Below are 21,137 nucleotides of genomic sequence, written 5' to 3'. Positions count from 1 at the left end.
AGTTATGGAACGGGTCGCCTTATAACGCGACCCGTCGCGCATTTGAACGGTTTCGTTGCGCCCGGACCGCGCTGGCTGCGGTCCGGAGACGCCGGAGGGGCGCTAGTTCCCGAGCACCGTCACGGCGCGGCGGTTCTGCGACCAGCACGATTCGTTGTCGCAGACGGCCACGGGCCGCTCCTTGCCGAACGCGATGGTGCGCATCCGATTGCTGGCGACGCCACGGCTCTGCAGGTAGCTCTGGGTCGCATTGGCACGGCGGGCCGACAGCGCGATGTTGTACTCACGCGTGCCGCGCTCGTCGGCGTGGCCTTCGACCGTGATGTTGTACTTGGGATACTTGTTCAGCCAGGCGGCCTGCCGGTTCAGGATACCGGCGGCGGTGGCGTCGATGGACGAGGAGTCCACCGAGAAATAGATGCGGTCACCAACATTGACCGCGAAATCTTGCGGCGAACCGGGTGTCGCTGCACCGGCACCGGTATTGGTCGGCTGCTTGGCGCAGCCGGCGGCGAATGCCATCAGGCAGATCGCCGCCAAGGTGGGCAGCCAACGTTTCGCTCGGAACTCTGTCATCACACGACTCCGAAGGGGCGGGAGAGCCATTAGGTAAGGGAACTCGGTAAACGGGTCCTTGGCAGACAACGTTAACGCCGAGGGGACCACGCGGGATCGGACGCCAGCGTCGCAATGTCAAGCTTGCGCTCGTTGCGACCCGTGATGTCGACCGTATAGATGCCGGGTCCCCCCTGCGGACCTCCCGATTCGCGGAAGAAGGCGAGGACGCGACCATTCGGGGCCCAGGTCGGGCCCTCGTTGTGATAGCCGGAGGTGAGGATACGCTCCCCCGTGCCGTCAGGCCGCATGACGCCGATCGCGAAGCGTCCCTGCGACTGTTTGGTAAAAGCGATGAGGTCGCCGCGCGGCGACCAGACCGGCGTCGAATAGCGCCCGTCGCCGAACGAGATGCGCGTCGGGTTCGAGCCATCCGCCCCCATCACGTAAAGCTGCTGCGTGCCGCCACGGTCGCTCTCGAACACGATGCGCGAGCCGTCCGGCGAATAGGACGGGGCGGTGTCGATCGCGCCCGAATTCGTCAGGCGCTGCATCTTCCGCGAGCGCAGATCCATCGCGAAGATGTTGGCGTTGCCGCCCTCTTCGAGGCTCATCGCGACGCGCGAGCCGTCCGGCGAGAAGCGCGGCGCGAAGGTCATGTTGTTGAAATTGCCGAGGAGCTCGCGCCGGCCCGTCTCGATATCGAGGAGATAGACCTGCGGCTGCGCGCCCTCATAGCTCATGTAGGTGAGCATCTGGCCGGCCGGGCTGAAGCGCGGCGTGAGGACGAGATTGCCGCCATTCGTCAGGTAGGTGAGGTTCGCCCCGTCCTGATCCATGATCGCGAGGCGCTTCACGCGGGCATTCTTCGGCCCCGATTCGCCCACGAACACGATGCGCGTGTCGAAATAGCCGGTCTCGCCCGTCAGCCGCTCATAGATCGCGTCCGCCACGATGTGGGCGACGCGGCGCCAGTTCTCGGGCGTCGTGTAGAATTGCTGGCCGACGACCTGCTGCTCCTGGAGCGGGTCCCACAGGCGGAACTCGACCTTCAGCCGGTCGCCCTGCTCGCGCGTGACGGACCCGGTGACGAGCGCCTCCGCGCCGATCGTGCGCCAGTCCTGGAAGCGGGGCATCGTCGACACGCCGAGCGTCTGCTCGATATAGGCGGCGCGGTCGATCGGGGCGAAGAGGCCGGAACTCGCGAGATCCGCCCTCACCACGTCGGCGATCTGTGCGGCGATCTGGTCGTCGCGCACCTGGCCGGAGAAAAAGGGGATGGCGATCGGCAAAGGCCGCGCCTCGCCTTCGGTCACGTCGATCGAGACCAGCGCCTGTGCCGCTCCGATCGAATAGAGCGTCATCGCGACGAAGGCCAACGCAGCGAGCTTGGTGCGGGTGAACATCACTCTCAACCTTGGGTCACCAGACAGAATTCTCAAAACAACTCTCTCGGATCGAACGAGACCTGAACATCCTTCCAGACCTCGTACTTCTCCGCGGGCAGGCGGTAGGGCTGGCACTGCAGCACCGCACGGCGCGCGGCGTCCACAGCGACATCGTAGAGCGAGCCGACGCCCTGGGCCCCGATCTGGTCGATCGATTCCACGGCGCCGTCGGGCGTCAGGCGGATCTGTACCTGAACGATGATGTCCTGTCCCCCGGCAAGTCCGATCGGCGGGTTCCAGCAGCGCTGCATCTGCGCGCGCAGCGCGTCCATCTCGGACAGGGTGAGCGAGGCCTGCGCGCGCCCGCTCTGGGTGCCGAGCGAGGCCTGCGAGGCGCCGCTGCCGCCGCCTGTCGGGTTCGTCCGGTTGATGAGCTGGGACAGGCGGTCCGCGTTGAACGCATCCGGGTTCGCCTGCTGCTGCACGCGCGCCTGCTGCGTGCGGCGCGGCGGGCGGGGCTTCTTCGTCGGCGTCACCGTCTGCGGGACGGGGGCGGGCGTCTCGGCGGGATCGGGCGGCGTCTCGACCGGGTCGGGCTCGGGGAGCGCGGCCACCTGCTGCTCGGGCTCGGCGGCCTCGGGCTGCGGCGGCGTCTCCTCGGCGACCTCCGGCTCGGCGGCCGGCTCCGGCGCACTCGATTCGGCGCCCGACGCGATGGCGTTCTCCTCGGTCGCGACCGTCTCGGCCGGGGCGTCGGTCGCGCCCGGCTGCGTCTCGGGCTCGGCCGGCGTTTCCGCTTCCACCGTCTCCGGCGCGGCGTTCTCGATCACCTCGGTCTCCCGCACGTCGCCGGCGGTGAGATCGGTTTCGTCGGCGATCGTCACCAGCTCCACCGGCAGCGCGTTGACCGACGGCGTCGCGAACGTTTCGGCTGGCGGCAGCGAGATGATCGCGGTCGCGAGGATCGCGATATGCAGCACCGCCGAGACGATGAACGCTGCCCGCATCGTCTAGCTGGCCTCCTCGGTCGTCACGAGCGCGATGCGATTGAAGCCGGCCTTATTGAGCCGCCCCATCACGCGCATGATCGTCCCATAGTTCGACGAGGCGTCGCCGCGCACGAGGATCCGCTCCTCGTAGCCCGTCTGCGCGATCGCCTCGAGGCGCGGGATGAGCTGGTCGATCTCGATCTCCGTCTCCTGGAGGAAGATCACACCGTTCGCGTCGATCGAGATGGTCAGCGGGTCGACATTGCCTTCCAGCGGCTTGGCGGCCGATTTCGGCAGGTCGATCGGCACGCCCACCGTGAGGAGGGGCGCCGAGACCATGAAGATGATGAGGAGCACGAGCATCACGTCGACGAACGGCGTGACGTTGATCTCGCTCATGGGCTGGTAGCGGCGTCCGCGACGACCGCGACCGCCTCCCATGCCCCCGGAGCGTGGCGCCGACATTCCCATCAGAGCCTCTCGTCAATCTCCCGCGACAGAATCGCGAGGAACTCGTCGGCGAACCCTTCCATCTGCTGGGTGATCCGACCCACGTCAGACGCGAGCTTGTTGTAGAAGATCGTCGCCGGAATGGCGGCGAGCAGGCCGAGCGCCGTGGCGAGCAGCGCCTCGGCGATGCCCGGCGCGACGACGGCGAGATTGGTCGACTCGGAGGCCGCAATCGCCTGGAACGAGCTCATGATGCCCCAGACCGTGCCGAAGAGGCCGATGAAGGGCGCCGCGGAGCCGACGGAGGCGAGCACCGTGAGGCCGCGCTCCATCTCTTCTCCCTCGCGGGCGAGCGTCATCGTCATCACCCGGTCGATGCGCTGAGCGAGCGAGGCCAGCGCGGGCTTCTCGCCCTCGTGACTTCGCTTCCACTCGCGCATCGCCGCGACGAAGACCGCGGCGAGCCCGTCCGGGTTCTCCTCGGATTGCTTGCGATAAAGCTCCTCCAGCGATTGGCCGGACCAGAAATCATCCTCAAACGCCCCGATGCGCGACCGCACGCGGCGGAAGGCGAGGCTCTTGTAAAAGATGATCGCCCAGCACCAGCAGGATGCCAGGACGAGGCCAATCATCACCAACTTCACAACGATGTGTGCTTCGAGGAAGAGGGTGAGGAGAGAGAAATCACCGGGAGACGCGAGTGCCGCGCCTGTCGTTACAGCATCACCCACGGAGGAGTCCTGACGCAAATCTTGTCATAGTCGTGCTGGGGGCCACTCCCACACTCCAACGCTGACGTCACCATTTCGCAACGATCGCCGCAAATTCGTTTGCGGCACCAACGGTCCCTCTAGCGCGTCGGCCTAGCGCTGGCTAGCCGTCCGCCGTCCGAGGGACGCATGAAGCGCCCATCTGAACCATTCTGGCGGCCAGTTGGAGGCCGCGTGTCGACTTGCCACAGCCGCGATCAGCGCACCGGCCGGCTCGACAGCGCATCGCGCACGGAGGGCGGCGGGCGCTGCGGGCGACCATTCTGATCAATCAGGCAAAGTTCGGCCTGGGCCGTGACGAGCTTCACATCCCCGCGCCAGATCGACTGGTCGATCACGAAGGCGACGCGCCGCTCCTCGGCGGTCGTCGCGGTCACGGTCACCACGTCGTCGATGACGGCGGGTGCATGGAACGTAAGAGAAAGTGATCGGATCGTGAAAAAGAGCGGCGTCTCGCGGCGGGCGAGTTCGGCATGGTCGATCTTCGCGACGCGCAGCCACTCGGTCCGGCCCCGCTCAAGGTAGCGGACATAGGCGCCGTGATAGACCCGGCCGGTGAAGTCGGTGTCCTCGAAGTAGACGCGGATGTCGAACCGGAATGTCATCGCCGCTCGAACAATCTCTCAATTTCCGCCAACGACAATGCCACGAAAGTGGGCCGGCCGTGATTGCATTGGCCGGCCGACGGCGTCGCTTCGATCTGACGCAAGAGCGCGTTCATCTCCTCCGGCCGCAGCTGGCGGCCCGAGCGGACCGAGCCGTGGCAGGCCATCGTCGCGGCCACATGGTCGAGCCGCACCTCCAGCGCGCTCGCCGCGCCCCATTCGGCGATCTCGTCTGCAAGCTCACGCACGAGGCGCGCGACGTCGAAATTGCCGAGCGCGGCGGGCGTCTCGCGCACGACGACCGCGCCGGGCCCGAACGGCTCCAGGACGAGGCCGAAGCGGGCGAAGGCATCGGCGTGCTCGGCGAGCGCCGCGACGTCGTTGGGGTCGAGCTCCACCACGTCGGGGATGAGGAGGCCCTGCGTCGGCGGGGCCTTGCTCTTCGCCGCGCTCTTCAGCGCCTCGTAGACGATGCGTTCGTGCGCGGCGTGCTGGTCGACGATCGCGACCCCGTCCGCCGTCTGCGCGACGATATAGTTGCCGTGCACCTGCGCGACCGCCGCGCCGAGCGGATGGTCGAGCGCCGTCGCGGGCGGTGCGGGCTCGGGCATCGCCGCAGGGGTCGGGGCCGGGGCCGTCGCCATCGGCCGCATCGGTGGGCGCACGAAGGTGCGCGCCACCGGCGGGAAGCTCGCCCGCGCGGCGGGGGCGCGCGTCGCCTCGCGCCGGGCCGCCTCGCTCTCGCGCCAGGGCGTCCCCTCGTCGGCGAAGCCCGGCGGCAGCTCGTCCACCTCCGCCTCGGGCGCCATCGCGAAGAGGGGCTGCGGCTCGGGGCGCGGGCGGCTCGAGAGGGCCGCGATCGCGGCGTTCGCCACCGAGCGCGAACTGCGCGGCGCCGCGTCAGCGAGCTGGCGGCGGATCGCAGAGACGATCAGCCCGCGCACGAGCTGTGAATCGCGGAAGCGCACGTCCGCCTTCGCCGGGTGGACGTTCACGTCGACGGCGGCCGGATCGAGCTCGATATGGAGGACGGCCATCGGTTGCCGGTCACGCGCCATCACATCCTGGTAGCCCGCCCGCAGCGCCTGGGTGACGAGCTTGTCGCGCACCACGCGGCCGTTCACGAAGGCGTATTGGTGCTGCGAGGTCGAGCGGCCGTTCGTCGGCAGGCCAAGCTGGCCGGTGAGGCGGACCCCTTCCCGCTCGGCCGCGAGCGCGATCGCCTCCTCGGCGAAATCGGCGCCCAGCACCTCGCGCGCCCGCGTCGCCGGCGTTCCGGGCTGGAAGCGCGTCGGCCGCCCGCCCATCGCGAGCGTGAACGCGACGCCCGGCGCCGACAAAGCGAGGCGGCGCACGGTGTCGGTGATCGCGGTCGCCTCGGTCCGCTCGCTCTTCAAGAATTTCAGCCGCGCCGGGGTCGCGAAGAAGAGGTCCCGCACCTCGACCGTGGTGCCGACGGCCCGGCCCGCGGGCTCGACCGGGGCGGTCCGCCCGCCTTCCACGACGATGTGCGCGCCGCTTTCGGCGCCCTGGTGGCGCGAGGTCAGCGTCAGGCGACCAACCGCGCCGATCGAGGGCAACGCCTCGCCGCGAAAGCCCATCGTCATGATGCGCGAAAGGCCCGCCGTGTCGAAGAGCTTCGAGGTGCAATGGCGCGCGACGGCGAGCGGCAGCTCGTCCGCGGCGATCCCGTGCCCGTCATCGGCGACGCGGATGAGGCCGACCCCGCCCGCCTCGATGGTGATCTCGATGGCGCGGGCCCCGGCATCGAGCGCGTTCTCGACGAGCTCCTTCACCACGCTCGCCGGCCGCTCGACCACCTCGCCCGCCGCGATCTTGTCGATCAGCCGGTCGTCGAGACGGCGGACGGAGGCGGAAATGCGAAGGGTCTCGGCGGGGTCGCCCATGCTCCTCCTCGCTCGGATCGGGTGCGACGCGTTGGGGCGTCTCGGGTCAAATCCTGGAAAGGTCTATGATGTCGGCGCCGTTTGCGCTAGGCCAGCCGGGTCGGGCGTCCCCAGCGACGCCCATTCGTCCGCCATCCGTCCACAGGTCTTACACGCGTCGGGAGCCCCCGCCCCGCGCGCCGGTCCCAAATTATGCCGAACGCTCCGCTGCCTGGATTGTCCACCATCGCCGACACCTACGACGCCATCCTGTGCGACGTCTGGGGTGTCCTCCATGACGGCATCAAGGCCCATGACGGCGCCGCCGACGCGCTCGCGCGCTTCCGCGAGAAGGGGCCGGTGGTGCTCATCACCAACGCGCCGCGCCCGTCCGCCCCGGTGGTGCATCAGCTCCAGAGCTTCGGGATCGAGCGCGACGCCTTCGACGCGATCGTGTCGTCCGGCGACGTTGTCCGGAGCTATCTCCTCGGCAACGGGCTGATGAACGTCTTCCATATCGGCCCGACCCGCGACCTTCCCCTCTACGAGGGCACGCCGATCACTCTCGCCGAGACGGTGGACGAGGCGGACGCGGTGGTCATCGCCGGGCTGCGCGACGATCGGACCGAGACGCCGGAAGATTATCGCGCCGAGCTGGAAGCGATCCTGTCGCTCGGCCTGCCGGTGATCTGCGCCAATCCGGACATCGTCGTCCAGCGCGGCGAGACGCTCGTCTATTGCGCCGGCTCGATCGCCCGCCTCTTCGACCAGCTCGGCGGCACCACGCTCCATTTCGGCAAGCCCCACGCCGCGATCTACGAGGCGGCCCTCTCGGAGGTGCGCGCGCGCAAGCCCGGCGCCGGCCGCGTGCTGGTGGTCGGGGACGGCCTGCCGACCGACATTCTGGGCGCCAAGAACCAGGGCTTCGACGCCCTCCTCATCACCAACGGCATCCATGCGGACGAGTTCGGCGGCCACGGCTCGCCGGATCCCGCGAAGATCGACGCGCGCCTCGCCGAAGACCGGCTGGTCGCGACGCACTTCGCCCCGCGCCTCGTCTGGTAAAGACCCCGGCGGGACGATGACCATGCGCGCGGCCTCTTTCATCGCCACCCTCGACGCCGTCCCCGACGGGCTGCGCGGCGGGACCGTGGCAATCGGCAATTTCGACGGCGTCCATCGCGGCCACCAGGCCGTGCTCGACGTTGCGAGCGCGGCCGGCCGCCCGGTCGCCGCCCTCACCTTCGAGCCGCACCCGCGCGCCTTCTTCTCCGGCGAGCCGCTCTTCCGTCTCACCCCGCCGCACCTCAAGGGCCGCCTCATGGAGGCGCTGGGGCTCGATGGGATGGTGATCGGCCAGTTCGACGCGACCTTCGCCGCCCTCTCCGCCGATGATTTCGTGACGGAGATCCTCGTCGACCGCTTCGCCGCGAAGACGGTCGTCGTGGGGCACGATTTCAACTATGGCGCCCGCCGCGGCGGCAGCGTCGCGAGCCTCATCGAGGCCGGCGACAGGCACGGCTTCTCGGTGATCGTCGTCGACCAGTTCGCCGACGAACGCGGGGCGGTGTCGTCCTCGCGCATCCGCCGCCTCCTCGCCGAGGGCGACCTCGACGCCGCCGCGATGCTCCTCGGCTACCGCTACACGGTGGAGGCAGAGATCATCCACGGCGAGAAGCGCGGCCGCACGATGGGCTACCCGACGGCGAACCAGACGCTCGGCCCCGACAACCGCCTCCAGCACGGGATCTACGCCGTGCGCATCGGGATCGACGGCGAATGGCATGACGGGGTGGCGAGCTACGGCCGGCGCCCGACCTTCGACAACGGCGCCCCCCTCCTCGAGACGTTCGTGTTCGACTTCGCGGGCGACCTCTACGGGAAGACCCTCCCCGTCACATTCGTGCGCTATCTGCGGCCCGAAATCGCCTTCACCGGCATGGACGCGCTGATGGCCCAGATGGACGAGGACAGCCGCGACGCCCGCGCCTCCCTCATCGGCATCGCCCCGATCTCCCCGCTCGACGCGGCGGTGAATTTCTAGCGCCAGCCATTTCCTCGCGGAAACGCCCGGCTCCCGTCTTTTGCCTGACGAGCACGACCGTTCATCGCGCCATGCTTCCATGACGGGATGACGCGCACTATCGCGCTTTCCGGTCGGGTTGGATTGACCTCAGCGAAGAGCAATCGGCCCGGATCTGTGCAGTGAACGCGCCGTCCGACCCGAACTGAGCGGGTGGTTCAGACCGCGTCCGCCTTCGCCGCCCGCCCCTCGCGCCGGCGCTTCACCAGCACGGCGATCACCACGCCGACGAGCGCGGCCGCGAGGCCGTACCAGGTCAGCGCGTATTGGAGGTGGGGGTTGCGGAAAGTGACGACGCTCTCGCCCGCCTGCGGCAGTCCGCCCGGCGGGGTCTCCGACGCGACGAGGTCGATCGAGTAGGGCGCCGTCTTCGCCGGGTCGAGGCCGAGGAAGCGGGCGAGCGTCGCGATGTGGCGGCCGTAGAAGCGGTTCGCGGCGGGATCCGGATCGGGCGTGAACATGCCGGGCGTGTCGTCGCGCCGGATGATGCCCTCGATCGTGACCGGACCGGACGGCGGCTCGGAACCGTGGCGTGTCGACCGGTCCTTCTGCGCCTCGGGCACGAAGCCGCGATTGACGAGGACGGACCAGCCCTCGGCCGTGGTGAGGGGGGCGACGACGAACTCCCCTGCTCCGCCGAGCGGCCCGTGCGGCTCGGCGAGCACGGCCCAGGCGTGCGCCTCCTTCTCACCGAACGTGCCGGTGAGGCGGACGCGGCGAAAATCCCAGTCTTTGATGTCGAAGGCGGCCCAGTCCCCGGGGCCAGGCGGTGCGACGGCGGGAAGGCCGGGCCGTTCGCCGGCCGTCGCGATCAGCGCCTCCTTCCAGGCGAGGCGCTGGAGCTGCCACGTTCCGAGCCCGACGAGGATCGCGAACGCCGACAGGATCAGGAGCGCGAGAAGGACCCGCGCTCCCGAGATCGTCCGAGGGGCCACGTCAGTGCGCGGCGGCGCTCGCACCCCAGACGTAGATGCAGATGAAGAGGAACAGCCACACCACGTCGACGAAGTGCCAGTACCAGGCCGCCGCCTCGAAGCCGAAATGGCGCTGCGGCGTGAAGTGGCCCTTCATCGCCCGCACCAGGCAGACGAGCAGGAACACCGTGCCGACGAACACGTGGAAGCCGTGGAAGCCCGTCGCCATGAAGAAGGTGGCGCCGTAGATGTTGCCGCCGAAGGCGAACGTGGCGTGCGTGTACTCGAAGATCTGCACGATCGAGAACAGCGCGCCGAGGATCACGGTGATGAGGAGGCCCCAGCGCAGCCCCTCGCGGTCATCCTCGAGAAGGCAGTGGTGGGCCCAGGTCACGGTCGTGCCCGACAGGAGCAGGATCATCGTGTTGAAGAGCGGCAGGTGCCAGGGATCGAACGTCTCGATCGACATCGGCGGCCAGACGCCGCCGGTCTCTTCGAGGCGCAGCGGCTGATTGATCGCGGCCGGGAAGAGCGCGACGTCGAAATAGGCCCAGAACCAGGCGACGAAGAACATCACCTCGGAGGCGATGAAGAGCAGCATCCCGTAGCGCAGGTGCAGCTTGACGACGGGCGTGTGGTCGCCGCGAAGCGACTCCTTCGTCGTGTCGGCCCACCAGCCGGCCATGGTGCCGAGCACGATGGCGAGGCCGATCGCGAAGATGCCCCACCCCGCGATATCGACGCCGGCCAGGACGAGCTGGTCGCCCTTGTTCCACCGCATCAGCGACACCGCGCCGATGGCCATGGTGAACGCGCCGACGGAGCCGGCCGCCGGCCACGGGCTCGGGGGCAGAATGTGATAGTCGTGGTTGGGCTTCGTCGCGCCTGCCATCGTTCTTCCTTTGCCGGCCAGACGACAGCGGCCGGTCGTGCTGCCTAAGCGGGGCGGGGCCCCATCCCTGTGCCGGACGAGGCCGGCGCCTTTGGCGCGGCGCGCCTCCTTGCGAAGGCGCCCGCCCCTGCGGTCGAGGCTCGCGCCCCGTCGAATTCAACGCTCACCTTTCGTTTGTGCCATGCTCTGCCCGCGTCGTCGACACGGCGATGGCCGAAGGGTGCTCCATCGGTCGCATTTTTCCCGTCTGTGGGCCTCAGCCCGCGACGTCCTCCGTCACGGCCCCGCCCACATGCGGGAAGTAGGTGTAGGACAGCGTGATCACGCCGATGCCGCGGGCGTCACGGTCCTTGTCGAAGGCCGGGTCCACGTAGAAGACCATCGGCACCTCGATCTTCTCCCTCGGCCCGAGCGGCAGCGCGTTGAAGCAGAAGCACTGGACCTTGGTGAAGTAGCCGCCGCCCTGGAACGGGGTCACGTTGTAGACCGAGTTTCCGACGGTTGGCTTGTCCGAGAGATTCTCGATGATGAAGGTCGCCTCGGCGATCTCGCCGACGCGCACCACCATCGTGCGCTCCTTCGGCCGGAAGCGCCAGGGCAGGCCGTTGGCGACGTTGGTGTCGAAGCGGATGGTGAGCTGGCGGTCGAGCACCTCGATCGCGGGGAGCGCCTCGACCTTGGCGATCGAGGGCGTGCCGGCGAAGCCGGTGACGGCGCAGAAGAGGTTGTAGAGCGGGACGGCGGCGTAGGCCGCGCCCACCATCAGGCACACGAAGGCCGCGCAGGCGAGCGCGACGAAGCGGTGGCGATTCGGGGCCGGGCGCGGGGCGTCCTCGCTCATGACGCCGCGCCCCCGCTGACCGCGTTGCCGATCTGGATGATGGTGATCACGTAGAAGAGGATCACCATGCCGAGGAGCACGAGGGCGATCGCGATGGAGCGGCTGCGGCGACGGCGGCCGGCCTCCTCGCTCGCCTCGCGCGACAGGAACTCGGGTTGCGGCGGGCTGTCCTCGCCGCCGACCTGGGGTGCGCTCGCCGCCATCAGATCAGCCCCGCGATGAGACGGTCGGCCAGAAGCGCGCCGAAGATCGCGAAGAGATAGACGATCGAGACCGCGAAGAGACGGCCAGCGTCGCGCCGCTCGCTCGCATCATCGGCCTTGCGCAGGATGAGCGCGCGCTGGACGAACCATGCGCCAAGAGCGAGCGCGATCGCGCCGTAGGCAAGGCTCGCATAGCCGAGCGCGGTGGGGAGGAGACCGGAGACGGCCGTCAGCACCGCGTAGGCGAGGATGTTCGCGCGCGTCGCCGCCTTCGTCGCCACGACGGGCAGCATCGGGACGTTGGCGCGGGCATATTCCTCGCGCTTCAGGATCGCGAGCGCCCAGAAGTGCGCCGGCGTCCACAGGAAGATGATGGTGAAGAGCACGATCGGCTCCAGCGTGACCGACCCGGTCACCGCCGCCCAGGCGACGACCGGCGGGAGCGCGCCCGCCGCACCGCCGATGACGATGTTCTGCGGGGTCCGGCGCTTCAGCCAGAGCGTATAGATGACGACATAGAAGCCGATGGTGACTGCGAGGAGCGTCGCCGCCGTCCAGTTGGAGGCCATGCCGAGGAGGACGACCGAGCCGAGCGAGAGCATCGCGCCGAAGGAGAGCGCGGCCTCGCGCGAGACGCGGCCGGAGGGAACCGGGCGCTTGGAGGTCCGCGTCATGATGGCGTCGATATCGGAATCGAAGCCCATGTTGAGCGCGCCGGACGCGCCCGCGCCCACCGCGATCGCGAAGAGGGAGACCACCGCGAGAACCGGGTGGATCGAGCCGGGGGCAAGCATGAGGCCGACGAACGCCGTGAACACGACGAGCGACATGACGCGCGGCTTCAGGAGCTCGAAGAAATCCTGAGGGGTCGCTTCCGACAGGAAGACGGCATCCGCGTCTGTCTCTCGAATGGTCATCTCGCCGGTTTCCTCCCCCTTACGCAGACATGCGGCGGGCCAGAGCCGCGCCGCGCCGTTCTCTATAGTAATTCACATCTGGCCTTGGAACCCGTCCGTTTCGAAGGTCGGGCCGAGGGTGCGTTTCGCCGTGCCCGCACCGGGCCGAATGCGTGGCAGGCCGGGGGTGAGCCGGCCTGCGCAATGTCGTCGCGGGGTTAGCGGATCCGCGGCAGCGTTTCGAACTGGTGGAAGGGCGGCGGCGAGGACAGCGTCCACTCGAGCGTGGTCGCGCCCGGGCCCCACGGATTGGCGAGCGCCTTGCGGTGCTTCACCAGCGCATCGACGATCACCCACACGAAGACGCACATGGCGACCGCCGTGATGTAGGCGCCGATCGAGGACACGAGGTTCCACCCGGCGAACGCGTCCGGATAGTCCACATAGCGGCGCGGCATGCCCTGCTGGCCGAGGAAGTGCTGCGGGAAGAAGATCACGTTCACGCCCACGAACATCAGCCAGAAATGGATGTTGGCGAGGCGCTCGGAGTACATGATCCCGAACATCTTCGGGAACCAGTAGTACCAGCCGGCGAAGATCGCGAACACGGCGCCCATCGACAGCACGTAGTGGAAGTGCGCCACCACGTAGTAGGTGTCGTGGAAGACCTGGTCGAGACCGGCATTGGCGAGCTGCACGCCCGTCACGCCGCCGATGGTGAACAGGAAGATGAAGCCAATCGCCCACAGCATCGGCGTGCGGAACTCGATCGAGCCGCCCCACATCGTCGCGATCCACGAGAAGATCTTGATGCCGGTCGGCACCGCGATCACCAGCGTCGCGAACACGAAGTAGGCCTGCGTGTTGGCCGAGAGGCCCACCGTGTACATGTGGTGCGCCCACACGACGAAGCCGACGACGCCGATCGCGACCATGGCGTAGGCCATGCCGAGATAGCCGAACACGGGCTTCTTCGAGAAGGTCGACACTATCTGGCTGATCATGCCGAACCCCGGCAGGATCAGGATGTACACTTCCGGGTGGCCGAAGAACCAGAAGAGGTGCTGGTAGAGGATCGGGTCACCGCCGCCGGAGGGGCTGAAGAAGGTCGTGCCGAAATTGCGGTCCGTCAGCAGCATCGTGATCGCGCCGGCGAGCACCGGGAGCGAGAGCAGGAGCAGGAAGGCCGTCACCAGCACCGACCACACGAACAGCGGCATCTTGTGCATGGTCATGCCAGGCGCGCGCATGTTCAGGATCGTGGTGATGAAGTTGATCGCGCCGAGGATCGACGAGGCGCCCGCGATGTGCAGCGACAGGATCAGGAAGTCCATCGCCGGTCCGGGGTTCCCGGTCGTCGACAAGGGCGGATAGATCGTCCAGCCGCCGCCGAAGGCGTTCGCGCCCGGCGCGCCGGGGACAAAGAGCGAGATGATCAGCAGCGTGATCGACGCCGGCAGCAGCCAGAAAGAGATGTTGTTCATGCGCGGGAACGCCATGTCCGGCGCGCCGATCATAATCGGGACGAACCAGTTGCCGAACCCGCCGATCATCGCCGGCATCACCATGAAGAAGATCATGATCAGGCCGTGCGAGGACGTGAACACGTTGTAGACGTGCGGATTGGCGAAGATCTGCATCCCCGGCTCTTGGAGCTCGAGGCGCATCGCGAACGACAGGCCGCCACCAAAGAAGCCCATGAAGATGGCGAAGATCAGGTACATCGTACCGATGTCTTTGTGGTTGGTCGAAAACAACCAGCGCCGCCAGCCCGTTGGATGATCGTGCGCGTGGTCTGCTGCCGCGTGCGCCATCGGTTTCTCCGCTTTATTTGCTCCGGCTCATGCGAAGCCGTTCAATTCTTATTCGAAGGGTCGGCGGCCGCGTCGCCGCGGCCGCGTTCCCCGATTAACGCAGGTTCGTGCTGAGGCTCGCGACGGCCTGGCCGCTCGCCTCGGCCTGCCAGCCAAGCAGCAGTTCGTTCGCCGCGTCGAGATTCTCCTTCGCCGCGGTCGACCACTCCTCGAAACGCTCGGGCGTCACGATGTGGACCTCGATCGGCATGAAGGCGTGCTGGGTGCCGCACAGCTCGGAGCACTGACCGTAATAGACGCCGACCTCATCGGCCTTGAACCAGGTCTCGTTGAGACGGCCCTGGATGGCGTCGCGCTTGATGCCGTAGGCGGGCACCGTCCAGGCGTGGTTCACGTCGAGCGAGGTGACGAGGACCTGCACGGTCGCCCCGACGGGCGCGACGATCGGATAGTCAACCGCGAGGAGGCGCGGGACGTCGTGCTCGTTCATCCCGTACTTTTCCTTGCGCTCGGCGCGCTGGTCGTCGTCGAGCATGTACGAGGTGATCTTAATCTCCTCCATGCCCGGATCCATGTACTCGTAGTTCCAGTACCACTGGCCGCCGATCGCCTTGATGGTGAGGTCGGGCGTCGGGATCGTGGTCTGCGCGAACAGGAGACGGAAGGACGGGAAGGCGATCATCACGAGGATGAGGACCGGAACGATCGTCCAGATCACCTCGATCATCGTGTTGTGCGAGGTCGCGCTCGGCGTCGGGTTCGCCTTCGCATTGAAGCGGACGATCACCCACACCAGCAGCGCGAGGACGAAGATCACGATCGCGGTCACGATCCAGAGCGTATAGCTCTCGAACCAGAACACCTGCTCGGCAAGGCCGGTCGCGGCCTCCTGCGGACCGATCCCCCACGGCGCGGGCTGGGCGGCCTCTGCCACACCCAGGAGCCCCATCATCGCCGAAAGCACCACCGCGCTCAAAAGCCCGCACTTCGCAAGCGCTCGTATCATTCCTCGCCCCATCTCAACGTTTCGCCCATGCCCTGCGCGGACCGTTATCTCACGGATTTCGGTATGTCCTGAACTTAGCGGCAGAACGAACCGACGTCCACAGACCGATCCGGCGGCGCCGAACCTTCTGTGGGCACAGGCATCTCCATATCCCTCTCGGTCCGCCGACGCCACAGCGAAGGCAAGCCAGAGACGTCGCGGGTCCAGCCCCAAGACGGCGTGTGACGTGGAAGGCGTGGAGAATGGGTCACACAACCCTCGGGCTTCGCGACATGAAGCGCTATGGTTGCGAATCGCTTTCGCGCCGCCCTCGCGCGGACAGATCGTTGCGGACACCTGACCACCGCGGCGAGGTGTGCTAGGTCAAGCGCCGCCGCCGAAGGATTGCCACGATGTTGCGTACCCTCTTTTTCCTGATTGCCGGCCTCGCGCTCGCCGCCGGCGCGATCGCCACCGCCGACCCCGCGGCCGCGCAAGGGCGGATCGTCGGGCGCCATGGCGACTGGCAGATCCGCTGCGAAAGGCCGGTCGGCGCGCCGTCCGAGCAATGCGCCCTCGTCCAGAATGTCGAGGCGCAGGACCGCGCCAATGTCGGCCTCACCGTCATCTTTCTCCACACCGCGGACCGGCAGGCCCGCATCCTGCGCGTCCTCGCCCCGCTCGGCGTCCTCCTCCCCTCCGGCCTCGGCCTCTCGATCGACGAGAACGAGGTGGGCCTCGCCGGCTTCGTGCGCTGCCTCCCCGAAGGCTGCATTGCCGAGGTCGAGCTAGATGACGGGCTGATGGAGCGCTTCGAGGCGGGGAACACGGCGACCTTCGTCATTTTCCAGACGCCCGAGGAGGGGATCGGCATCCCGATCTCGCTGAACGGGTTCAGCGAAGGCTTCAGCGCGCTCGACAATCCGCCCCCCGCGGCCGAGACGCCCGAGATCGAGACCGCGGGCGAGCCCGTGGAGACGAACACGCGCGTCGTCGCCGCGCCCCCGAGCGGCGCGCCCACGGCGTCGAGCTTCTCGATCCCGCCCGACGAGCGGTCCGAACTCGACCGGCTCCTGGAAGACGATCTCCTCCCCTATGTCGGCGGCGCGGTCGCCGGCGGCATGGTCCTCCTCGTCCTCATCATCTGGATGGCGGTGCGCAGCGGCCGCAAGCGGCGCCGGCGGCGGGCCGAGGCGCGCGCCGAGGAGGAGGCGCAGGCCCAGAGCGCGGCCGAGGCCGAACTCTATGAAGAGCACGACGACGAGGAGCCGGAAGAGGACCTCGATCCGGCCGCCCGACGCATGATCACGGGCCGTCGCGAGCCGCCGCGTCTTGCCGGGCCGACCACGCAGCGCCAACTCCCTCAGGCACCGCAGAAGCGGGGTGAGCGGCCCGGCGCAAAGCCGAACCGCCTTCCCACGGGACCGCGTTCCCCCGGAACCCCACGTCCTCCGCGGTCGTCGTAGGAAGGAGAAGGGTAGACAATGAGTGAAGACCTCTTCGAGCGGCACGGGCTGGATGCATCCCGCGCCACATCCATCGTCGAGGACGCCCTCATCGGTTCGGACGATGGCGAGCTCTTCGTCGAGCATCGCACCTCGGAAAGCCTCGTCTTCGACGATGGCCGCCTGAAATCGGCGGCGTTCGACGTCTCGGACGGGTTCGGCCTGCGTGCCGTCGCGGGCGAATCGGTCGCCGTCGCGCACGCCTCGGACGTCTCGGAGCGGGCGCTGCGGCGGGCCGCCGACGCGGTCGGCATCGTCGGGCGCGGGCGCGAGGGCACGACCGACGTCGCCCCGTCCGGCACGAACCGCCGCCTCTATGGCGATCTCGACCCGATCGCCGCCCCCGATTTCGGCGAGAAGGCGGACCTCCTCGCGAAGATCGACGCCTACGCCCGCGGCAAGGACAGCCGTGTGCGGCAGGTCTCGGTCTCGCTGAACGCCGAGCGCCAGGTGGTCAACATCCTGCGCGCCGACGGGCAGCGCCTCTTCGACATCCGCCCCCTGGTGCGGTTTTCCGTCACGGTGATGGTCGCCGAGAACGGCCGGCGCGAGACCGGCAGCTACGGGGCCGGCGGTCGTGAGCCCTATGCGCGCTTCATCGCCGACGGGTCCTGGCAGAAGGCGGTCGACGAGGCGCTGCGCCGCGCGCTCGTCAATCTCGACGCCGCCCCCGCCCCCGCCGGCACGTTCGACGTCGTGCTCGGCCCCGGCTGGCCGGGGATCCTCCTCCACGAGGCGGTCGGGCACGGTCTCGAGGGCGACTTCAACCGCAAGAAGACGAGCGCGTTCGCGGGCCTTATGGGCGAGCGCGTCGCCTCGCCCGGCGTCACCGTCGTCGACGACGGCACCCACCCGGACCGGCGCGGCTCGCTCAGCATCGACGACGAGGGCACCCCCTCGCACGAGACGGTCCTCATCGAGGACGGCCGCCTCGTCGGCTACATGCAGGACCGGCAGAATGCGCGCCTGATGGGGATGCTCCCGACGGGCAATGGCCGGCGCCAGTCCTACGCCCACACCGTCATGCCGCGCATGACCAACACGCTGATGCGCGGCGGCGACCACGACCCGGAAGAGATCCGTGCCGGCGTCAAGGACGGCCTCTACATGGTCTCCTTCGGCGGCGGGCAGGTGGACATCACGAGCGGCAAGTTCGTGTTCGCCTCCACCGAGGCCTATCGCCTGCGCGACGGCAAGATCTGCGAGCCCGTCCGCGGCGCCATGCTGATCGGGAACGGGCCGGACGCCTTGACGCGCATCACCGCGGTCGGCAACGACATGGCGCTCGACCACGGCATCGGAACCTGCGGCAAGCAAGGCCAGTGGGTCCCCGTCGGCGTCGGGCAGCCGACGATCCGCATCAACGCGATGACGGTCGGCGGCACGGAAACCTGAAAAAGACGCACCAAGAACACGTTGAGGACCCGCCGTTGACGACCGAGGCCACCGACATCGCCACCCTTCGCGAGGACCTTGCCACCGCTTTCCGCGTGGCGGCGTTCATGGATCTCAACGAGGGGATCTGCAACCACTTCTCCGTCGTCGTGCCGGGTGATGAGGAGCGCTATCTCATCAACCCGTACGGGGTGCACTGGTCGGAGATGCGGCCGGAGGACCTCGTCCTCATCGATGGGGACGGGCTGGTGATCGAGGGCGAAGGCGAGGTCGAGGCGACCGCCCGCAACCTCCACATCGCCGCGCACCGGGCGAACCCGCGCCACGCGGCGGTGATGCACACGCACATGCCGCACTGCACGGCGCTGACGATGCTCCAGGGCGGCCGCCTCGAAATGGCCCACCAGACCGCCTGCCGCTATCACGGCCGCGTCATCTATATCGAGGAGTTCGGCGGCCTCGCGCTCGACGCCGAGGAAGGCGAGGCGATCGCCACCAGCGCGAAGTCGGACAATCTGTCCGACGTCTTCTTCCTCGCCCATCACGGCGTCACCGTCTGCGGCGCAACGGTGGCGGAAGCCTTCGATGATCTCTATTATCTGGAGCGTGCGGCGCGTCAGCAGATCCTCGCCCAGTCGACCGGGCTGCCGCTCAAGTTGATGACGAAGGACCAGATCGAGCACACGGCCCGCCAGATCCGGCAGGTCATGAAGGTCCAGGCCGAGGAGCATTTCGTCGTGTTGAAGCGCCTTCACCCCGCCCCCGCACGCTCATGATGAACCGACATGAAATGGCCGGGCGGCCCGGCGGCGAAGCGCGGCTGCGCTATCTCGACGCGGATTTCCAGGTGATGTCGCCGGGCACGTTCGTGCGCTGCGCGATCACCGGCAAGCCGATCCCGCTGGCCGAACTGCGCTACTGGAACGTCGACACCCAGGAAGCCTACCTCGACGCGGCGGCCGCCTACACCGCCTTCAAGGCCTACGAGGCCCAGAAGAAGAAGGGCTGACCGCGCCGCGCCCTTTCATCGGGGCGCCGCAGCGCTGGAGCCACCCGCCGGCCGCGACCGACCGCGCCGGATTGCCCGGATGATCGCTGGCACGCACCGAATGCCGCAAGATCTCGCACGGCCGACGCAAGAATGATGCGGCGGATACGATAAATCGTCGCGGCTGCGGCACCAAATCGCCCCCTTCGTCGTTGGTTCCGGGACGCTCCGCGCAGCGTTCCCTGACCCCGCGACGCGAACGGATGCGATGAACTGGACCTATTGCGGCCCCGCACCTCTTCCGGCCGACCTCCTGACGCGGTGGAATTTCGATCCGCCCCTTCTCGCCGCGCTCGCCGTCCTCGCGCTCGTGGTGGGTCGCCGGCCGGCGGGGCTTGCCGCCGTCGGCGTGCTCTTCGTCGCCTTCGTCTCGCCGCTCTGCGCGCTGTCGGCGGCGCTCTTTTCGGCGCGCGTCGTCCACCACCTCCTCCTCGTCGCGGTCGCCGCCCCGCTCCTCGCCCTCGTGTGGCCGGTCGCGCGGGCCCGTTCCGTGGCGCTCCCGCTCGCGATCTCCTCGCTGGTCCTGTGGCTGTGGCACGCGCCGGCGCTCTATGACGTCGCGCTCGCCAACGTCGCGATCTACTGGCTGATGCAGACGACACTTCTCGCCTCGGCCGTCTGGTTCTGGCGCGCGGTGTTCGCGGCGGACCGCTCGCCCGCCGACGCGCTGCTCGCCGTTATCGCCGCCTTCGCCCAGATGGGCCTCCTCGGCGCGCTCCTCACCTTCGCGCCGGAGCCGCTCTACGCCATCCACCGCCTCGCCCCGCTCGACTGGGGGATGCGGCCGATCGCCGACCAGCAGCTCGGCGGCCTCATCATGTGGGTCCCGGCGGCGCTCCCCTATGCGGTGATCGGCGCGCTTCTCGCCCGCCGGCTCTGGGCGCAGTTCGGGGAGCGGACCGCATGATCCCCGCCCTCTCGGGGTTCATCCCGCTTCTGAAGGCGATCCACATCGCGGCGCTCGTCACCTGGTGCGCGGGGCTCCTCGCCCTGCCGCTGATGCTCGCGCGGCACGACCCGGCGATCACCCAGGCCGACTACACCCGCGTGCGCCGCTTCTCCCATTTCACCTATGTGCTGGCGGTGACGCCGACGGCGGTGATCGCCGTCGCTTCGGGCACCGCGCTCATCTTCCTGCGCGCGGTGTTCGAGCCGTGGCTCTATGCCAAGCTCGTCTTCGTGGCGCTTCTCGTGCTCGTCCACGCCTGGGTCGGCCACACCCTCGTCGCCGTCGCCGAGACGGCCGGGACGCACCGGCCGCCCAATCCCCTGTGGCCGACGGCCATCGCGATCACCCCGATGCTCGCGATCCTCTTTCTCGTTCTCGCCAAGCCCGATCTCTCGTGGATCGTCTTTCCGGACTGGCTGACCGAGCCGCTGGGGCGTCAGCTCCCCGTCGATGTCCCGATCCGGTAGTCGAAGACGAGCTTGCCGCCATGCCAGCCAGCGATCATCACCACGATGAGGCACAGCGCCGACATCAGGATCCCGTAGGGAAGCACCGCGGTCTCGAAGCCGGAGAGGCGCATCCCCCAGTTCGTGCCGAGGAGCGACAGGAGCAGCACGGCGAGGATGAAGTGCGTCCACGCCGCGGCGCGCGCCCGGATGCCCGGCACGAGGAGCAGCTCCGCCGTGCCCGAGAGGCCGGCGAGGAGGCCGAACAGGAAGCCCGTGCCCGCCGCCCACAGGCCCGCCCGCGCCCAGAAGAGGTCGCCCGTATACCAGTAGAAAATGTCCGCGCCGAACGTGCAGAAGGTGAGCGCGACCGGGAAGGCCACGCTCATCGCGTGGATCGGATGGCCCGAGATCGCGACGAAGGACCGGGTGTCGTCGAACTCGGGGTCCTCGCTGATCGGGTCGATCAGCCGCTCGTCATGCGTCTGGACTTGAATCTCGGTCATCGCGTGCGGCTCCTCGG

At 68.4% G+C, this 21,137-nt stretch carries 23 protein-coding genes; 8 read left to right on the top strand and 15 right to left on the bottom strand.

What is annotated here, in order from left to right; genetic code table 11:
* Nucleotides 1–102: 102 nt before the first annotated feature.
* The 7 genes from pal to mutL all read right to left on the bottom strand — a co-directional run bounded on the left by pal (nucleotide 103) and on the right by mutL (nucleotide 6,664).
* Nucleotides 103–606 carry a peptidoglycan-associated lipoprotein Pal gene (pal, locus tag DBV35_RS01735; protein WP_108658530.1) on the bottom strand — a complete coding sequence of 168 codons (504 nt, stop codon included), beginning with the start codon at nucleotides 604–606 and terminating at the stop codon, nucleotides 103–105.
* Nucleotides 607–647: 41 nt separating this feature from the next.
* Nucleotides 648–1,961: a Tol-Pal system beta propeller repeat protein TolB gene (gene tolB / locus DBV35_RS01730; protein WP_108658529.1), complete on the bottom strand. Its 1,314-nt coding sequence runs from the start codon at nucleotides 1,959–1,961 to the stop codon at nucleotides 648–650.
* A gap of 32 nt (nucleotides 1,962–1,993) precedes the next feature.
* Complete coding sequence (locus tag DBV35_RS01725; RefSeq protein WP_108658528.1) at nucleotides 1,994–2,950, bottom strand: cell envelope biogenesis protein TolA; 957 nt, start codon at nucleotides 2,948–2,950, stop codon at nucleotides 1,994–1,996.
* A 3-nt stretch (nucleotides 2,951–2,953) separates the two neighbouring features.
* Nucleotides 2,954–3,403, bottom strand: coding sequence for a protein TolR (tolR, locus tag DBV35_RS01720; protein WP_108658527.1), 450 nt, complete (start codon nucleotides 3,401–3,403; stop codon nucleotides 2,954–2,956).
* Nucleotides 3,403–4,113 carry a protein TolQ gene (gene tolQ, locus DBV35_RS01715; RefSeq protein ID WP_108658526.1) on the bottom strand — a complete coding sequence of 237 codons (711 nt, stop codon included), beginning with the start codon at nucleotides 4,111–4,113 and terminating at the stop codon, nucleotides 3,403–3,405. The genes tolR and tolQ overlap by 1 nt, the downstream gene beginning before the upstream one ends.
* A 236-nt stretch (nucleotides 4,114–4,349) precedes the next feature.
* Nucleotides 4,350–4,757: a YbgC/FadM family acyl-CoA thioesterase gene (locus DBV35_RS01710; protein ID WP_108658525.1), complete on the bottom strand. Its 408-nt coding sequence runs from the start codon at nucleotides 4,755–4,757 to the stop codon at nucleotides 4,350–4,352.
* Nucleotides 4,754–6,664 carry a DNA mismatch repair endonuclease MutL gene (gene mutL / locus DBV35_RS01705; RefSeq protein ID WP_108658524.1) on the bottom strand — a complete coding sequence of 637 codons (1,911 nt, stop codon included), beginning with the start codon at nucleotides 6,662–6,664 and terminating at the stop codon, nucleotides 4,754–4,756. The genes DBV35_RS01710 and mutL overlap by 4 nt, the downstream gene beginning before the upstream one ends.
* Before the next feature lie 192 nt (nucleotides 6,665–6,856).
* On the opposite strand from mutL, the gene DBV35_RS01700 reads away from it, so the two are divergent.
* Both DBV35_RS01700 and DBV35_RS01695 read left to right on the top strand, forming a co-directional pair.
* Nucleotides 6,857–7,708 (top strand): TIGR01459 family HAD-type hydrolase, encoded by an 852-nt coding sequence (locus tag DBV35_RS01700; protein ID WP_245943809.1) that lies wholly within the window; start codon nucleotides 6,857–6,859, stop codon nucleotides 7,706–7,708.
* 22 nt (nucleotides 7,709–7,730) lie between these two features.
* Nucleotides 7,731–8,687 (top strand): bifunctional riboflavin kinase/FAD synthetase, encoded by a 957-nt coding sequence (locus tag DBV35_RS01695; protein ID WP_425428430.1) that lies wholly within the window; start codon nucleotides 7,731–7,733, stop codon nucleotides 8,685–8,687.
* A gap of 197 nt (nucleotides 8,688–8,884) precedes the next feature.
* Here the strand turns inward: DBV35_RS01695 and DBV35_RS01690 are convergent, their stop codons facing one another.
* From DBV35_RS01690 to coxB, 7 genes are all read right to left on the bottom strand, one after another.
* Nucleotides 8,885–9,661 carry an SURF1 family protein gene (locus DBV35_RS01690; RefSeq protein ID WP_157961530.1) on the bottom strand — a complete coding sequence of 259 codons (777 nt, stop codon included), beginning with the start codon at nucleotides 9,659–9,661 and terminating at the stop codon, nucleotides 8,885–8,887.
* A gap of 1 nt (nucleotide 9,662) precedes the next feature.
* Nucleotides 9,663–10,532: a cytochrome c oxidase subunit 3 gene (locus tag DBV35_RS01685; RefSeq protein ID WP_108658520.1), complete on the bottom strand. Its 870-nt coding sequence runs from the start codon at nucleotides 10,530–10,532 to the stop codon at nucleotides 9,663–9,665.
* 256 nt (nucleotides 10,533–10,788) lie between these two features.
* Complete coding sequence (locus DBV35_RS01680) at nucleotides 10,789–11,373, bottom strand: cytochrome c oxidase assembly protein (protein WP_108658519.1); 585 nt, start codon at nucleotides 11,371–11,373, stop codon at nucleotides 10,789–10,791.
* Nucleotides 11,370–11,576, bottom strand: coding sequence for a hypothetical protein (locus DBV35_RS01675; RefSeq protein ID WP_108658518.1), 207 nt, complete (start codon nucleotides 11,574–11,576; stop codon nucleotides 11,370–11,372). The genes DBV35_RS01680 and DBV35_RS01675 overlap by 4 nt, the downstream gene beginning before the upstream one ends.
* A complete protein-coding gene (locus DBV35_RS01670) occupies nucleotides 11,576–12,493 on the bottom strand; it encodes a heme o synthase (RefSeq protein ID WP_108658517.1) in 918 nt (305 codons plus the stop codon). The genes DBV35_RS01675 and DBV35_RS01670 overlap by 1 nt, the downstream gene beginning before the upstream one ends.
* A gap of 197 nt (nucleotides 12,494–12,690) precedes the next feature.
* Nucleotides 12,691–14,286: a cytochrome c oxidase subunit I gene (ctaD, locus tag DBV35_RS01665; RefSeq protein ID WP_108658516.1), complete on the bottom strand. Its 1,596-nt coding sequence runs from the start codon at nucleotides 14,284–14,286 to the stop codon at nucleotides 12,691–12,693.
* Nucleotides 14,287–14,380: 94 nt separating this feature from the next.
* Nucleotides 14,381–15,292 (bottom strand): cytochrome c oxidase subunit II, encoded by a 912-nt coding sequence (coxB, locus tag DBV35_RS01660; protein WP_108658515.1) that lies wholly within the window; start codon nucleotides 15,290–15,292, stop codon nucleotides 14,381–14,383.
* A gap of 392 nt (nucleotides 15,293–15,684) precedes the next feature.
* Between coxB and DBV35_RS31440 the strand changes: the two genes are divergently transcribed.
* From DBV35_RS31440 to DBV35_RS01630, 6 genes are all read left to right on the top strand, one after another.
* Nucleotides 15,685–16,737, top strand: coding sequence for an invasion associated locus B family protein (locus DBV35_RS31440; RefSeq protein WP_108658514.1), 1,053 nt, complete (start codon nucleotides 15,685–15,687; stop codon nucleotides 16,735–16,737).
* Nucleotides 16,738–16,755: 18 nt separating this feature from the next.
* Entirely contained in the window at nucleotides 16,756–18,171 is a 1,416-nt protein-coding gene (gene tldD, locus DBV35_RS01650; RefSeq protein ID WP_108658513.1) for a metalloprotease TldD, read from the top strand.
* A 35-nt stretch (nucleotides 18,172–18,206) separates the two neighbouring features.
* Nucleotides 18,207–18,947: an aldolase gene (locus DBV35_RS01645; RefSeq protein ID WP_108658512.1), complete on the top strand. Its 741-nt coding sequence runs from the start codon at nucleotides 18,207–18,209 to the stop codon at nucleotides 18,945–18,947.
* Complete coding sequence (locus DBV35_RS01640) at nucleotides 18,947–19,180, top strand: DUF2093 domain-containing protein (protein ID WP_108660497.1); 234 nt, start codon at nucleotides 18,947–18,949, stop codon at nucleotides 19,178–19,180. Before DBV35_RS01645 ends, DBV35_RS01640 begins: the two co-directional genes overlap by 1 nt.
* Before the next feature lie 247 nt (nucleotides 19,181–19,427).
* Nucleotides 19,428–20,126 (top strand): cytochrome c oxidase assembly protein, encoded by a 699-nt coding sequence (locus DBV35_RS01635; RefSeq protein ID WP_108658511.1) that lies wholly within the window; start codon nucleotides 19,428–19,430, stop codon nucleotides 20,124–20,126.
* Nucleotides 20,123–20,635, top strand: coding sequence for a CopD family protein (locus DBV35_RS01630; protein WP_108658510.1), 513 nt, complete (start codon nucleotides 20,123–20,125; stop codon nucleotides 20,633–20,635). Before DBV35_RS01635 ends, DBV35_RS01630 begins: the two co-directional genes overlap by 4 nt.
* Here the strand turns inward: DBV35_RS01630 and DBV35_RS01625 are convergent.
* Complete coding sequence (locus tag DBV35_RS01625) at nucleotides 20,605–21,120, bottom strand: DUF2231 domain-containing protein (protein WP_108658509.1); 516 nt, start codon at nucleotides 21,118–21,120, stop codon at nucleotides 20,605–20,607. The two genes, DBV35_RS01630 and DBV35_RS01625, sit on opposite strands and share 31 nt — an antisense overlap.
* Between the last annotated feature and the right edge of the window lie 17 nt (nucleotides 21,121–21,137).

It is taken from the genome of Acuticoccus kandeliae (assembly GCF_003073115.1).
Note: the sequence above shows the minus strand (reverse complement) of the source record. Positions and strands in the feature narration are given on the sequence as shown.